Origin of the sequence: Aliivibrio sp. S10_S31 (genome assembly GCF_014694495.1) — a bacterium.
In the GTDB taxonomy this organism is placed as follows: Bacteria; Pseudomonadota; Gammaproteobacteria; order Enterobacterales; family Vibrionaceae; genus Aliivibrio; species Aliivibrio fischeri.
Genome location: NZ_JAAUWR010000012.1, coordinates 113770 through 127356 on the forward strand (window position 1 = coordinate 113770; position 13587 = coordinate 127356).

Here is a 13587-nt window from a genome sequence, read left to right on the forward strand (position 1 = left end):
TCTTAAGTTTGATTTGGCATTTTAAGACAGGGTATTTGCTTATTAAGACAAGCGTAATCTCTGTTGATGTAGATCAATCACTAAAAAACAGTAATACTTAGAGATTATTTATCTGATTGTATGTTGAGTTAAAGAGAGCGTTATGTCATGAACCCAAATCTTGTTATACATAAAGGCTGGTTAGAGTTATTAAGCTCTTTGACTAAAGATGAATTAAAATTCGATAATGATTATATTGAAACTGAGATAGTAAAAGCTGTGTTGTATCAGGGGTATCAAGAAGGAAATAGTATAGAACTGATAAAAAAAGCAATAACAAATGTTTCACCTTTAACGTTTGGTTCTTATTCTTTATTAGCTTTTAGTGCTAATGATATTAATGAGTTAGTTTATATTTTAACTACATACTCAGTGTGCTTTGGCTCACCTATGCGATTGATTAATAATAAAACCTTCAATGCTAAGTATTTAGAAGTTCTTGTTAGAAATACAGAGTCAAGACAGGTTGAAATTACTTATTTGGGGCAAATTTATTATGTAGCTATTGTCATCAGATTAATGCTCAATATTCACCCAAACTTGAAAGGTAAAATTAAACTTCAAATTGGCTATTTTCCTTTTGATCAAGCAACAAAAAATCAATTTGAAGAACTCTTAGGATGTGTAATTGAAGTGCGTCAAGGCTTAATGAAAATCTGTATTGAAAGAACGGCTCTAAATTATCAAATTAAGACAAGAGATTTGGAGGTTTATGATGCTTTATTGCCTGTCGTTATTCGGAAATCTCAGAGAATGAGTTCTGTCGATATCATTCAAAAATGCTACGACTTTTTGGATGAACAAGAAACATTGTTGATGATAGATAACGATAGTTTAGCTAAATCTTTGAGTATCACATCAAGAACATTGAATCGAAGACTCAATCAAATTCATACTAATTATCGTGAATTAATTGATAAATACCGCTATGAAAGAGCTCAGCATTTATTAGAAAGTAATCATAAGAATATAACTTCAATTGCTTATGAGTTAGGGTACGTAGATGTAAGTAGCTTTACGCGTGCATTTAAGCGTTGGAGTGGAGGTGTAACGCCGTCAATGATTAACTAATACACACATTATTGTATTCAAATTAAATATTTGTTCTCGTTTTTAGATATTAGTGATATTTTCTGAAAAATCAGCAGTGCTTGCGATATTGACTGCTGTGAATACTCTTTTTATTCATAAATGGAAAATAGCATGGATAATGAAATCCGACTACGTGCTCTTGAGCAAACCGATCTTCGTTTTATTCACCAATTGAACAACAATAGATCAATCATGTCATATTGGTTTGAAGAACCGTATGAATCATATTACGAACTAGAAGATCTATTTCGTAAGCATATTCATGATAGTAATGAGCGTCGTTTTATCGCTGAAAATGCACAACAGCAATCAATTGGTTTAGTGGAATTAGTCGAAATTAACTCCATTCACCGTAATGCTGAATTTCAAATTATCATAGCACCTGATTTTCAAGGCTGTGGCTATGCGCGTGGATTAATCAATAAAGCATTAAATTACGCATTTACCATTTTGAATTTGCATAAAGTCTATTTGCACGTTGCGGTAAACAATGAAAAAGCGATTCATTTATATGAAAAATGTGGATTTGTTGAAGAAGGGCATTTGATTAAAGAGATTTTCGTGAATGGAGAATACAGTGACATTAAGCGCATGTATATTCTTCAAGATACATATATAAAGAACCGTAATAATTAATAGAAAAGGGCTTCTAATATTAGAAGCCCTTTTTATTTGCCAACCGTACGTTGTTATTTTATTAAGCTACGATAGCATCAACTTCTTCAGTTTTTACCGCTTCCATACGTTCACCGTAGATAGAGCGTAACTGACTAACAACATCTTCACGAGTAACTACGCCAACTAATTGATTGTTTTCAATCACAGGTAAGATACGTGGTTTAGAAACACGCATGTCACGAGCGCGGTCATTAATTGATAGTGTGCTGTAGCTAGTTGCAATGCCCATGTCTGTTGTTGGGTAAAGCTTTGGTTTATCAATCGCGTAGAACTCAGCTAGCTGCAGTAGTGTGTCTTTAGGTGAGATGCTTGTGATGTCTGTTTTCATTAAATCAGCAACAGTACGACCTTTTTCTGGTAGATAATCTTCACACCATAGTTCAACTAATACATCATGCTCAGAGAAGAAACCAACCACTTCACTATGACTGTTTACAACGATTGCACCTGAAAGATGGCGGTCTAATAGGTTATCCAGTGCAACTTCTACAGGCATTTCTGGTTGAAGAACGTAAGTGTTAACATCCATAAATTGATTTACTGTTTTGTTCGCGTTCATTTTGATCATTTCCTTAGAGTCAGATTCTGTAAATAGTGGTGTAATTTGTGATGTTTCTACTGCTTTTAATTGAGGGCGAGTGAAGATTGACCAGTAAGCCAAACCAACAAGACCAGCACCACCAACGATATTTCCTAACGTTACAGGGATTAAGTTCGCTGTAATAAAATTAACGATATTTAAGTCTGCGTATTGTTCAGGTGTTGCACCGACTGCAAGCCAAAACTCAGGCGGAGCAAGTTGTTGAATCGCAATACCTAAAGGAACCATAAACATGTTTGCAACACAGTGCTCAAAGCCACTACTAACAAACATTGCAACAGGTAAAATAACCATTACTGCTTTAGTGAGCATATTGGTTGAGCAGAAGGTTAACCACACGGCCAAACACACTAATAAATTACATAAAATACCTAGAGCAAATGCTTCTAGCGGTTGGTGATGCAATTTATGTTGAGCGATATTTAGCGCGTTCAAACCCCATTGACCACCGTCGTTTTGGTACATACCTGCTGAAACCACAAGAGCGAGTAATAAACCAGCACCAATAAAGTTACCGATATATACTTTTCCCCAGATCCCTAGCATTTTGCCAAAACTGATTTGTCTATTTGCTACAGCAATTGCTGATAAAACCGAGCTTGTAAATAATTCACCGCCACCGATAACAACTAGGATCAAACCTAAACTAAAAGCTAAGCCACCAGCAAAACGACTGATACCCCAACCAGTTTCTGTATTGCCTGTCGTTACCGTTGTATAGAAAATGAATGCTATCCCGATAAAGACACCAGCCATAATGGCTAAGCCAATTACCATGCTTGTTGGCTTCTTTGATTTAGCCAGTGCGTAATAAGCCGCTTGTTCCATCATTTCGCTGGGATTAAATTGTCCAGTTGTATTTGGACTGAGATTAGAACTCATTTGTCCTCCTTAAGTATTGGTTATAAAAATGCTTAAGGAATATGAGCTAACCCGTCTTGCTTAAGCCCAGTTAGATTATGAGCAAAAGTGTTTGGGGTAAAATTGATTGTTTTTAGGTTCTATATCAGTTTTCCTTATGAAACTAAAATGGTATGATTTACACAAAATAAGTTCTTATAAAAGAGATGGTTATGCGTTATTCATTAAAACAGTTGGCAGTTTTTGATGCAGTAGCGACAACAGGAAGCGTCAGTCAAGCGGCTGAATTATTGTCTTTGACTCAATCAGCTACCAGTATGTCGTTGTCGCAATTAGAAAAAATGTTGGGGCGTTCATTATTTGAACGTCACGGAAAACGAATGGCGCTCACTCATTGGGGTGTATGGCTTCGTCCTAAAGCTAAAAAGCTGATTCATGATGCACAACAGATTGAATTAGGCTTTTATGATCAGCATTTGATCAGTGGTGAAATCTCATTAGGCGCAAGCCAAACCGCAGCAGAACACTTAGTTCCAAATCTTATCAGTAATATTGATAATGATTTCCCAGAAATTCGAATCTCTTTAGGTGTTAAAAACACCTCTGGTATTATTGAAGGGGTATTAGATTACAAATATGAACTAGGAATTATCGAAGGGCGCTGTGATGATAGTCGAATTCATCAAGAAGTCTTTTGTACAGACCATTTGATCATTGTTGCTGCAGCTCATCATCCTTTTGCTAAGCATGAAAAAGTCAGTTTAGCCCAATTAGAGCAAGCAAAATGGGTATTACGTGAGCATGGTGCAGGAACACGAACTATTTTTGATAGTGCTATTCATGGAAAAATTCCTGATTTAGACGTATGGCGTGAGTACGAATACGTACCAGTATTACGAACATTAGTAGCAAATGGACAATATTTAAGCTGTTTACCTTATTTAGATGTAGTGAAATACATTGAACGTGGTGAATTAGTCGCATTAAACGTACCTGAACTGAATATGGAAAGAACACTCTCATTTATCTGGCGATCATCAATGGATCAAAATCCGATCAGCGATTGCATAAGAAGAGAGGGTATAAGAATGATTAAGAATCATAACGTTATACGATAAGTGATAAGAAAAATTAACTTCTTAGTTTGTTTGATATTTGTTATTCTCATTAAATAACCGTTATTTATTATATTTATTCTTAGGGATAGAAAGATATGCCAGCATTATCAGTTTTATTGATGGATAGTTTCAACTACTTCAAAAAGCATTTTATTGCCTTTTGTATGCTTGTCCTTCCATTTGCGCTTATCACTAATGGGATAGCGTTAAGCTTTAATGAGAACGATGGTCCAGGTAAGTTTTTAGTATATATGCTATTTATTTTGACTATCTATCCTTTTTATAAAGGAGCGATTCTTTATTATATCGCTTATTCATTTGATGGAAGAAGAGTTCCATTTAGTCAACTGTATCAAATACCGGCCAAAACATGGTTTTCGTTTGTATTAATGAACATGATTTTGGGATTAGCGATATTAATGGGATTCATGGCGCTTATTTTGCCTGGTTTGTATTTAATGGCACGTTTCTCATTTACGGAGATCTATTGTGTTCTTTATAAAGAAAATACAAATGATGCGATTAAATTGGGTTGGCATGATACAAAAGACAATTACTGGGTGTTATTTAAAGGCTTAGTTATTATTTTTGGTTTTACTACTGGTTTGATGTGGGCACTAGAATATGGACTTGGTTTAATTGGCCTACAATCGCCAGTATTGTCTTTCATTTTTTCTATTTCTGAAGTGGTTTTATCAATGATGAACACGATTTTTATCTTTAGAGTGTTTACAGTAAATACGACTAAACTAGAAGAAATCCAAGCTATTGAATAATTAATAGTTTTATCATTATGATTGATATAAACGGTCAACTTTATAAGGTTGACCGTTTTTTTATGTAAAATTATTAATGAGACAGCTGTTGCAAAAATGTTGCGACATGTTGGTTTGTACGAATCTTAGATGACATGATGTTTCGAAATGTAAGTTTAAATATCGGATTTAGGATGTTTCTATGAAGTTTCGACACAAAATTATTTTAGCTTTTTCAATTATTATGACAGTGACTTTGGCTCTATTAAGTACTGTTCAATACCTTAATATGAAAAAAGAAGTAGAGCATGAAGTTCAATCAAGTATTCATGAGATTGTTGATGGTGTACGCACAACGGTGAATTCAGAACTAGCGGGAAAAACGTTATTAGCCGAATACGTAACAGAAATTGCTCAAAGAGATTTGAACTCAAAAACGCTTGAGACAATCTTAAGCCAACCTCAAGTAAAAAAAGCGTTTGTACTTGCAGGCATCGGTTTTGAAGATGGACATGATTTTGTTAGTAATGATCCAACGTGGGATCCTCAAGGATATGATGCAAGAACTCGTGGTTGGTATATATCCGCAAAACAAAAAAATGGCACAATAATTACTGAACCTTACGAAGATGCCCTTACTGGAGAAATTCTGATTTCAATTGCAACGGCAGTAAAGTCAGATAATCAGTTTATTGGATCTATTTTTTTCGATTTGAGCTTAGGAAGTTTAGCTGAGTTAGTGAATCAAGTTGAACTATTTGATGCTGGATACTTATTTATTGTTGATAAGGCAGGAACCGTTATCGCTCATCCTGATAGCCAATACAATGGTCAATCTATGGCGTCATTCCTACCAAATATTCAATTAAACTCAAACTTACAAACAATAGAGATCAACGGGGCGACACACGATGTCTCATTTACCTCTATTGATGGCTATCCTTGGTCAATTGGTGTTGTTCTTGATGAAGGTAAAGTGTTTAAACAAATCAATGAATTAAAAAATGATTCATTAATATATTCAGTTGTTGCGATTATTGTTTCAATTGTTTTGATGCTGATGTTTATTACTCGTCTTATCCGTCCTGTTCAAACATTAAATTCTGCAATTCAGAACGTAGCATCAGGAGAAGCGGATTTAACGCAGCGACTTGATACTAAAATTGATCCTGAATTCGCACCTCTAGCGGAAGGCTTTAATCAGTTTATTATTAATCTTCAAACTCAAGTAACAGAAACCAAAGCGTTAAGTCACCAATTAAATCAAGGGGCTCAGAAGATCTTAGTTGGTGCAAATGACTCCGAAACTGCAATGAATACACAGATGATGGAGTTAGAGCAACTGGCAACGGCCATGAATGAGATGGCTGCTACGTCGGTTGATGTGGCAGGAAACGTACAAAGTGCCGCTGAATATGCCAAAAAAGCGGACAGTGCAACCGAGCACGGTATGACGGTTGTAAATCAAACATCAGAAGAAATTACTGATCTATCAACGAACATTAATCAAGCTGTAGAAGAAGTTGGAAAACTAGAAAAAGCGACGGACAGCATTGGTACAATTTTACGTGTTATTAATGATATTGCAGAGCAAACAAATTTACTTGCTCTTAATGCGGCAATAGAATCAGCAAGAGCAGGAGAGGCTGGTCGCGGGTTTGCTGTTGTTGCTGATGAAGTAAGGACCCTCGCTAAGCGTACGCAAGAATCGACAACAGAAATAGCAACAATGATTGAACAATTGCAATCGGGAGCGGCGAGTGTTTCTTCTTCAATGTTAAGCAGTCAGCAAAGAGCGGACTCTACCGTTGATAAAGCCAAGCAAACCGCTGAAGCATTAACTCAGATAAGAGAAACAATTCAACAAATTAATGATATGAATATTCATATAGCTTCTGCTGCTGAAGAGCAAAGCCATGTTGCTGAAGAAATAAATGGAAAGACTGTGAATATTAAAGATTTGTCAGTATTGGTTCATGAGGCGGCACAAGGTGCTGCGGTTTCTATTAATGAACAGGTGAGTGTGGTAGAAAGCCAAGAAAGGATAATGAATAAATTTACAGTGTAACTGAGATATAACTATCAATTAAATTGATATAAAAGCTCAAGAGTATTCTTGAGCTTTTTTAGTTATGCTAGCTATTGGCGTTCCCAGTAATTAAATAGTTGAGAGAGAATAAAACAGAGAACGAAATAACTAAGTGCTACAAAAATCCAAATTTCAAAAATCATACCGCTTGAGTTCGCGATTTCAGTACCTACAAAAGTTAACTCTTGTATTGAAATTAAAGAGATAATAGAAGAATCTTTTACTAAAGAGATACATTGACCAGCTAGAGGTGGAATGATCACTTTAAATACTTGTGGAGCGATAATGTATCGATATCGATGCCAAGTTGATAATCCCAGTGTTTTTGCGGCTTCATGTTGGCCTTTAGGTATTGCATCCAACCCTGAACGAACGACCTCACCAATATAAGCGGCAGAGATCATGCCAATACACAATACTCCAGCTGTTAAGTTCTCCCACAGATTAGCAGAGCCAAAAAGGAACTGCTGTAGCAAATTAATATCACCAGAGTGTTCACGTAATAAGTTTTCAAGACCTAATAAAGGAACCAGTTGGTTAGCGATAAAAAAGTAAAATATAAAAATAAAGACCAAAGGTGGAATGTTTCTAATCAGTTGAATATAGCTATTTGATAACGCTCTAATCACAGTAAGATTTGAACGGCGTCCTAAGCCTAATAAGACACCGAAACAAATGGCAAAGAGCATGCCCCAAAACGTTAAACGTAGTGTTGAAAACAAACCATCAAAAAAGTAAGGGAGAGAACCATCTGCTTTTGGAGTAAATAAAAGCTGAATGGTTTTAGACCACTGCCAATGATAAGCCAAGGTACCACTGTCTTTAGTCAATAACCAAGTGACGAACCCTACGATAATGATCAGTAATCCCCAATCTAATCGATTGAGCCTAAAGGATGCTCTTTGATACATGTTCTATTTCGCTGTTTGTGATTGCCAATCTAGGCTTGTAAACCAATAGTCGTAACGCTCTTTTAGCCAACCGTCATCGGTGCGAGCTTTGATCCACTCATCAAAATACGCTTTTTTATCTTCTTCACCTAAACGAACAGCAAAGGCTTCATTGCCTTGTGATAAACGTTCCTTAAATGGTAAGTAAAGAATGTCAGCGTGTTTGAGCGTATCAAATTCTGGTTTAGGCGTTGATGCTGCTACGGCGTGAGCATTACCATTTAATACTTCTTGAAAGGCTTGTGCTTCATCATCAAATTGTAGAACTTTTGCTTTTGGAAAGTGTTCTTTGATAGCTGCAACGGTAATTGAACCACGGCGTGCTGCAAATTTTACGCGTCTTGAGTTGAAGTCTTCACGAGTAAAACCGTCCGTTAACTCTTTATTAGCAGCAACCTGTACACCAGAGTGCGAATATGGAACAGTAAACAGAACACTTTTTGAACGTTCATCAGTAATTGTTAATCCACCAATAATGACGTCAAATTTACCAGAAATAAGAGAGGGAATAATGCCATCCCAAGCTGTAGGTATAAACTCAACTTTTAAACCAGAGTCTTCAGCAAGACGTTTTGCCACATCGACTTCAAAACCAATTAACTCACCTTGTTGATTTCTCATCGCCCATGGAACAAAAGTACTTAAGCCTACTTTTAATGTACCACGCTCTTGAATCTTGTCTAAATTGGGTGTGCTGTCGGTTGTCGTTGCGGAAAATGCTGAACTACTAAATAGTAAACTTAATCCAAAAAACGAAAGTAATAGGTGCTTCATGCGAGTTGTTCTCCTTAGTGTGCGTTGTGCATTCTGTATTCTAGCCATGCTGATAAAGCAGAAAGGCTTAATGTAATCATTAAATAGATGGCGGCTACTGTAAACCAAATTTCAAATGGCATTGCTGTATCCGATACAATATTTCTTCCCTCAGTAGTAAGGTCAAAAATAGCCATTACACTGACTATAGAAGAGTTTTTAACTAAGGAAACTAATTCGTTGGTTAGTGAGGGTAAGGTTTTTCTAATTACTTGAGGTAAAACAACATATCGATAGCTGCTGAACTGAGAAAGACCTAATGTCTTACACGCTTCAAATTGTCCTTTAGGTAGATTGATTAAGCCTGAACGTAAGATTTCGGCTGTATATGCACCTTGAAACAAAGCCAAAGCTAAGACGGCGGTAGTGAAGCGATCTAACCCTAAAAAAGGACCAAAAACGAAATACAATAAATAGATTTGAACCAATAATGGGGTATTACGGATCAACTCAATGTATAGCGTTGATATTGTTTTACCTACAATAGAGTTTGATAGACGCAATAATGCGGTAATCAGAGCAATAGTAAGTGTTGCAATCGCACTGATGGCGGATATTTTTAAAGTAACCAACAAACCTTCAATTAGTTCTGCTGGAAACCATTCACCATCTTCATAAAAGAAAATGAAGTCAGGAACTCGATCCCATTGCCATTGATAGTTCATGGCTTGAGCACCACTGTCCAAAACCCAAAAAAGACCTAAACTAAGTAATAAGATCTGAAGGGTGGCAGAGAGAACAGGTGCAAAAATACGAGTAAAGTAATTCATCTTAATAGCTTAATATTTGGTTTAAAAAGCGTTGAGTTCGTGCGTGTTGTGGGGATTCAAAAAACTGGAGAGGCTCTGCAACCTCAACAATTTCACCTTCATCCATAAAAACGACTCTATCTGCTACCTTTTTGGCAAATCCCATTTCATGAGTAACACAAACCATTGTGATGCCTTCTTTAGCCAAATCCGACATTACATCAAGAACTTCACTGATCATTTCAGGATCAAGTGCAGAAGTTGGCTCATCAAATAAGAGAATTTTAGGCTCCATACAGAGTGAACGAGCAATAGCGACGCGTTGTTGTTGGCCGCCAGAAAGTTGTGATGGGTACTTATCAGCTTGTTCCGCGATATTGACGCGTTTTAAATACGTCAATGCACGCTCTTTTGCTTGAGCCTTAGAAAGCTTTAACGTTTTGATTGGAGATAGGGTTAGGTTTTCTAACACGGTTAAATGTGGGAAAAGATTAAAGTGTTGAAATACCATGCCAATTTTCCCTTTATCAAGGTGCTTTGGTGATAACACCTCATCAAAAAGTGAAAGCTGACCATTCTGGATGGATTCTAACGCATTAATGCAGCGAATAAGCGTAGATTTCCCTGATCCAGAAGGACCACAAATAACGACTTTTTCACCTTCTTGAATGGCTAAGTTGATATTTTTTAGCGCATGAAATTGGTCGTAAAATTTATCAACAGCTTCAAAAGTAATGACATTTGTTCTCTTTGTATTTTTTATCGTCACAATTAGTCCTTTCAGTTACTAGCCAAAGTTACTGTAACATATTCATTAAACTAAAGAAGTGATTCTTGTTTCTTTGATTGTTTATTGCGCAAAAAATGAGGTTATGTGTGGTTCATGTCAAAAGAGGTATGAGTAGTAAGTTATATTAAATTAACCATTGCACAACAGAACAAGACACGTTACGTTAACAGAATGGAGAATAAAGATGCAGGAAGATAACCTGTATAACAGAGATGGAAGAATAAGCAATGTATCAAACTGATGATGTACGAATTAAACAAGTAAAAGAACTTTTACCGCCTGTTGCTGTACTAGAAAAATTTCCGACAACTGAAACTGCTGCTAAAACGGTGTTTCAGTCTCGTCAAGCTATTCATAATATTCTTCAAGGTGAGGATGACCGTCTTTTAGTAATTATAGGACCATGTTCTATTCATGATCCAAAAGCGGCACTAGAGTATGGTGAAAGGCTAAAAGTATTGCGTGATGAGTTGGGTGATCGTTTAGAAGTAGTGATGCGTGTTTATTTTGAAAAACCGCGTACGACAGTTGGATGGAAAGGGTTAATCAATGACCCTTATATGGATGATTCATTTAAATTGAATGATGGTCTACGTATTGGTCGTAAATTGTTGCTTGATCTAACGGATATGGGATTGCCAACAGCGGGTGAATTTTTAGATATGATCACTCCGCAATACATGGGTGATCTAATTAGTTGGGGAGCAATTGGTGCTCGTACAACCGAATCTCAAGTTCACCGTGAGCTGTCTTCTGGTCTTTCATGCCCTGTAGGATTTAAAAACGGTACTGATGGTAATATCAAGATTGCAACGGATGCGATTCGTTCAGCTGGTTCATCACACCACTTTTTATCAGTAACGAAATATGGACATTCTGCAATCGTAGAAACAGCAGGCAATCCTGACTGTCATATCATTCTTCGTGGTGGTAAAGAGCCGAACTACAGCGCAGATCATGTTAAACCTGTTAAAGAGCAACTTGCTGCTTCTGGTTTACCGCAAAAAGTGATGATTGATTTCAGCCATGCAAACAGTTCAAAAGACTTTAAACGTCAAATGGTTGTTGCTGATGATGTTTGTGGTCAAATTTCAGGTGGTGAAGATGCTGTATTCGGTGTCATGATTGAAAGCCATTTAGTAGAAGGTCGCCAAGATTTAGTTAACGGCAAAGTAGAAACTTATGGTCAATCGATTACAGACGCTTGTATTGGTTGGGATGATACCGAAAAAGTACTTCGTCAATTAGCTGATTCAGTAACGGCACGACGTAACAAATAAGAGTTCTTTACAAAATATCAACGCCAACAGTATATGCTGTTGGCGTTTTTTTATCCTTGTCCTTTTGCCATTGTAACCGTACGTTTTAATGTCCATCGTAGTAATAAAGGAATACTCTCAGGTCCCATCTCTTCACAGTGCTCCACAATAGCTAATGCGACATCCGGTTTTGCGTATTTTTTTAACGTTTTTACTATGATCTTTTTAGGTGGAACAGGTTGATCGGCTGAAATATTTGACAGTGTTCTGAATAACTCTTCAAAACCGTGATGATATAAATAATGCTCGATGTCTTTATGTGGTAGCTCTGTTAAACGGTGACGTTCGTGTTCGTTTTCAAGCTGACTTTTTACTGCAAAGGCGTATTTCTTCCCGGCAGGATCACCATCAGTAACCACATGCCACTCAATATGAAGTGCTTTGGCCATTTTTATTAATGATTTTAATCCTGATTGAGCAAACTCTATGATTTGTACCCCTTCAGCGGCAAGGTTATAACCAAGAATTCGAGCCATTTCGTTAAATAACCATACTTCAGTTTCACCTTCAACAAGTAGCCAACAACGAGCAAATAAAGCATTAGAGCGCTGAAATCGAATATGAAACGTAATTCGACGCAAATCATCACGAGATAAACTCGTTGGGGTTAAGGCGTAACTAGAGGTGGAATCAGATTCTCTAACTAAACGTCTTATGGATGATAATGGAACGGCGCTAAGCAATTCACTACTGTTTGTCGTGAGGATTTTTTGCATGGGAATATGATTAAGTAATGTCCATGCTTGAATTAATTGTGTTGGGTGAAGTCGTCCTTCTGGATCTTCTACAATCATGACTGGTCGCGCCGATTGTTTTAATGTATTTGGTCCTTTTGCTCGTAAGTAGGTATTAAGTAAACCCAATAATAATAATTTAGTCTGTTTGCTTTGATTTTGATTTACAAATTGGTTTAAAGAAACGCCTTCCGCTTTTTGCCCAAAGAATAAATCATCACGCACTTTATGTTGACTATGTCGTCTATGATTTCTAAAAGAAAAGTAATGATCAACGAGAGATTGCATTGATTGTAAGGCACTTTTTATTTCGCCACTACTTACTTGCCCTGGAGCAGTTAATAGGCGTCGACAGGTATTATTAATTCGTCGCTCAATTCGATCATCGGGAACGTGATCAGTAAAAGGACCAGGGCTAAGTCGGCGTGAATCTCGGATCCTAATAACAGGGTGTAATTTTATGAGCTCATAAACCAGACATTCGATACGATGGTAACGTAATACATTACCATCTTTATCTAAAAAGGTACTTGAAGAAGTTATCTTTCCGTCATTATTTGTTGCGCTTACACGGTAGTAAATACGTTGTGTATTGCTATTTGCATCATGTTGCCACAGTGAGGAGAGCTTTCTATAGCGACCCGCTTTATGCTCATTTTTTTCTGTGGTTTGCCAAGTAATAATGATTTGAATGTGTTGGTCTTGTGTGTATGAAATAGAGTGGTCTTGGTGAAAATCTTTAAGTGTAAATTGATGTAATTCGCCAGAAATGGGCAGGGCAATAGAAAGCGCATCAAGCAATGATGACTTGCCCCATGTATTTTCGCCTATCAAAGTGGTGAGTTGTTCAAAAGAAAGTGATAAGCGTTTAATGCCTCGAAATCCTGAAACTTCTATTCGTTCTAAGAGCATATGACTTCCTCATCAGATACTTGTATAAGTAACTATATAGCATGTAACGAGAGTAAAGCATTATGGATATCACAATTATAGAATTGA

The 13587-nt window shown here is 36.8% G+C and carries 12 protein-coding genes; 6 read left to right on the plus strand and 6 right to left on the minus strand.

The genetic code is table 11. The annotated features are described in order from the left end of the window. Positions 1-147 precede the first annotated feature (147 nt). A complete protein-coding gene (locus tag HC728_RS12045; protein ID WP_065640188.1) occupies positions 148-1110 on the plus strand; it encodes an AraC family transcriptional regulator in 963 nt (320 codons plus the stop codon). A gap of 132 nt (positions 1111-1242) precedes the next feature. Beyond that, entirely contained in the window at positions 1243-1767 is a 525-nt protein-coding gene (speG, locus tag HC728_RS12050; protein WP_005422431.1) for a spermidine N1-acetyltransferase, read from the plus strand. A 61-nt stretch (positions 1768-1828) separates the two neighbouring features. Here the strand turns inward: speG and focA are convergent, their stop codons facing one another. Further along, positions 1829-3292 (minus strand): formate transporter FocA, encoded by a 1464-nt coding sequence (gene focA / locus HC728_RS12055; RefSeq protein WP_054775798.1) that lies wholly within the window; start codon positions 3290-3292, stop codon positions 1829-1831. Positions 3293-3483: 191 nt separating this feature from the next. On the opposite strand from focA, the gene HC728_RS12060 reads away from it, so the two are divergent. From HC728_RS12060 to HC728_RS12070, 3 genes are all read left to right on the plus strand, one after another. Continuing rightward, a complete protein-coding gene (locus HC728_RS12060; protein ID WP_005422439.1) occupies positions 3484-4389 on the plus strand; it encodes a LysR substrate-binding domain-containing protein in 906 nt (301 codons plus the stop codon). Between the two features lie 95 nt (positions 4390-4484). Continuing rightward, the gene (locus HC728_RS12065) at positions 4485-5165 is read left to right on the plus strand and encodes a membrane protein (protein ID WP_012535646.1); all 681 of its coding nucleotides are present in this window, start codon (positions 4485-4487) and stop codon (positions 5163-5165) included. Between the two features lie 181 nt (positions 5166-5346). After that, a complete protein-coding gene (locus tag HC728_RS12070) occupies positions 5347-7212 on the plus strand; it encodes a methyl-accepting chemotaxis protein (RefSeq protein WP_190395533.1) in 1866 nt (621 codons plus the stop codon). Positions 7213-7283: 71 nt separating this feature from the next. On the opposite strand, the gene HC728_RS12075 is transcribed toward HC728_RS12070, so the two are convergent. The 4 genes from HC728_RS12075 to HC728_RS12090 are packed head-to-tail and all read right to left on the minus strand — an operon-like array spanning position 7284 to position 10514. Then, positions 7284-8144: an amino acid ABC transporter permease gene (locus tag HC728_RS12075; protein WP_190395534.1), complete on the minus strand. Its 861-nt coding sequence runs from the start codon at positions 8142-8144 to the stop codon at positions 7284-7286. 3 nt (positions 8145-8147) lie between these two features. Further along, positions 8148-8957, minus strand: a complete 810-nt coding sequence (locus tag HC728_RS12080; RefSeq protein ID WP_063644177.1) for a transporter substrate-binding domain-containing protein — start codon at positions 8955-8957, stop codon at positions 8148-8150. 14 nt (positions 8958-8971) lie between these two features. Continuing rightward, a complete protein-coding gene (locus HC728_RS12085) occupies positions 8972-9766 on the minus strand; it encodes an amino acid ABC transporter permease (RefSeq protein ID WP_190395535.1) in 795 nt (264 codons plus the stop codon). Position 9767: 1 nt separating this feature from the next. Next, positions 9768-10514: an amino acid ABC transporter ATP-binding protein gene (locus HC728_RS12090; RefSeq protein ID WP_017020237.1), complete on the minus strand. Its 747-nt coding sequence runs from the start codon at positions 10512-10514 to the stop codon at positions 9768-9770. 248 nt (positions 10515-10762) lie between these two features. Here HC728_RS12090 and aroG point away from each other — a divergent pair, with 248 nt between their 5' ends. Next, positions 10763-11815 (plus strand): 3-deoxy-7-phosphoheptulonate synthase AroG, encoded by a 1053-nt coding sequence (gene aroG / locus HC728_RS12095; RefSeq protein ID WP_065622354.1) that lies wholly within the window; start codon positions 10763-10765, stop codon positions 11813-11815. 50 nt (positions 11816-11865) lie between these two features. Here aroG and HC728_RS12100 read toward each other — a convergent pair whose 3' ends face one another. Beyond that, complete coding sequence (locus HC728_RS12100) at positions 11866-13500, minus strand: ATP-dependent endonuclease (RefSeq protein ID WP_190395536.1); 1635 nt, start codon at positions 13498-13500, stop codon at positions 11866-11868. Positions 13501-13587: the final 87 nt, after the last annotated feature.

Bases quoted from the DNA above. Each gene is read 5' to 3' on its own strand.
- HC728_RS12045 (WP_065640188.1), top strand. From the start codon at position 148: ATGAACCCAAATCTTGTTATACATAAAGGCTGGTTAGAGTTATTAAGC.
- speG (WP_005422431.1), top strand. From the start codon at position 1,243: ATGGATAATGAAATCCGACTACGTGCTCTTGAGCAAACCGATCTTCGT.
- focA (WP_054775798.1), bottom strand. From the start codon at position 3,292: ATGAGTTCTAATCTCAGTCCAAATACAACTGGACAATTTAATCCCAGC.
- HC728_RS12060 (WP_005422439.1), top strand. From the start codon at position 3,484: ATGCGTTATTCATTAAAACAGTTGGCAGTTTTTGATGCAGTAGCGACA.
- HC728_RS12065 (WP_012535646.1), top strand. From the start codon at position 4,485: ATGCCAGCATTATCAGTTTTATTGATGGATAGTTTCAACTACTTCAAA.
- HC728_RS12070 (WP_190395533.1), top strand. From the start codon at position 5,347: ATGAAGTTTCGACACAAAATTATTTTAGCTTTTTCAATTATTATGACA.
- HC728_RS12075 (WP_190395534.1), bottom strand. From the start codon at position 8,144: ATGTATCAAAGAGCATCCTTTAGGCTCAATCGATTAGATTGGGGATTA.
- HC728_RS12080 (WP_063644177.1), bottom strand. From the start codon at position 8,957: ATGAAGCACCTATTACTTTCGTTTTTTGGATTAAGTTTACTATTTAGT.
- HC728_RS12085 (WP_190395535.1), bottom strand. From the start codon at position 9,766: ATGAATTACTTTACTCGTATTTTTGCACCTGTTCTCTCTGCCACCCTT.
- aroG (WP_065622354.1), top strand. From the start codon at position 10,763: ATGTATCAAACTGATGATGTACGAATTAAACAAGTAAAAGAACTTTTA.
- HC728_RS12100 (WP_190395536.1), bottom strand. From the start codon at position 13,500: ATGCTCTTAGAACGAATAGAAGTTTCAGGATTTCGAGGCATTAAACGC.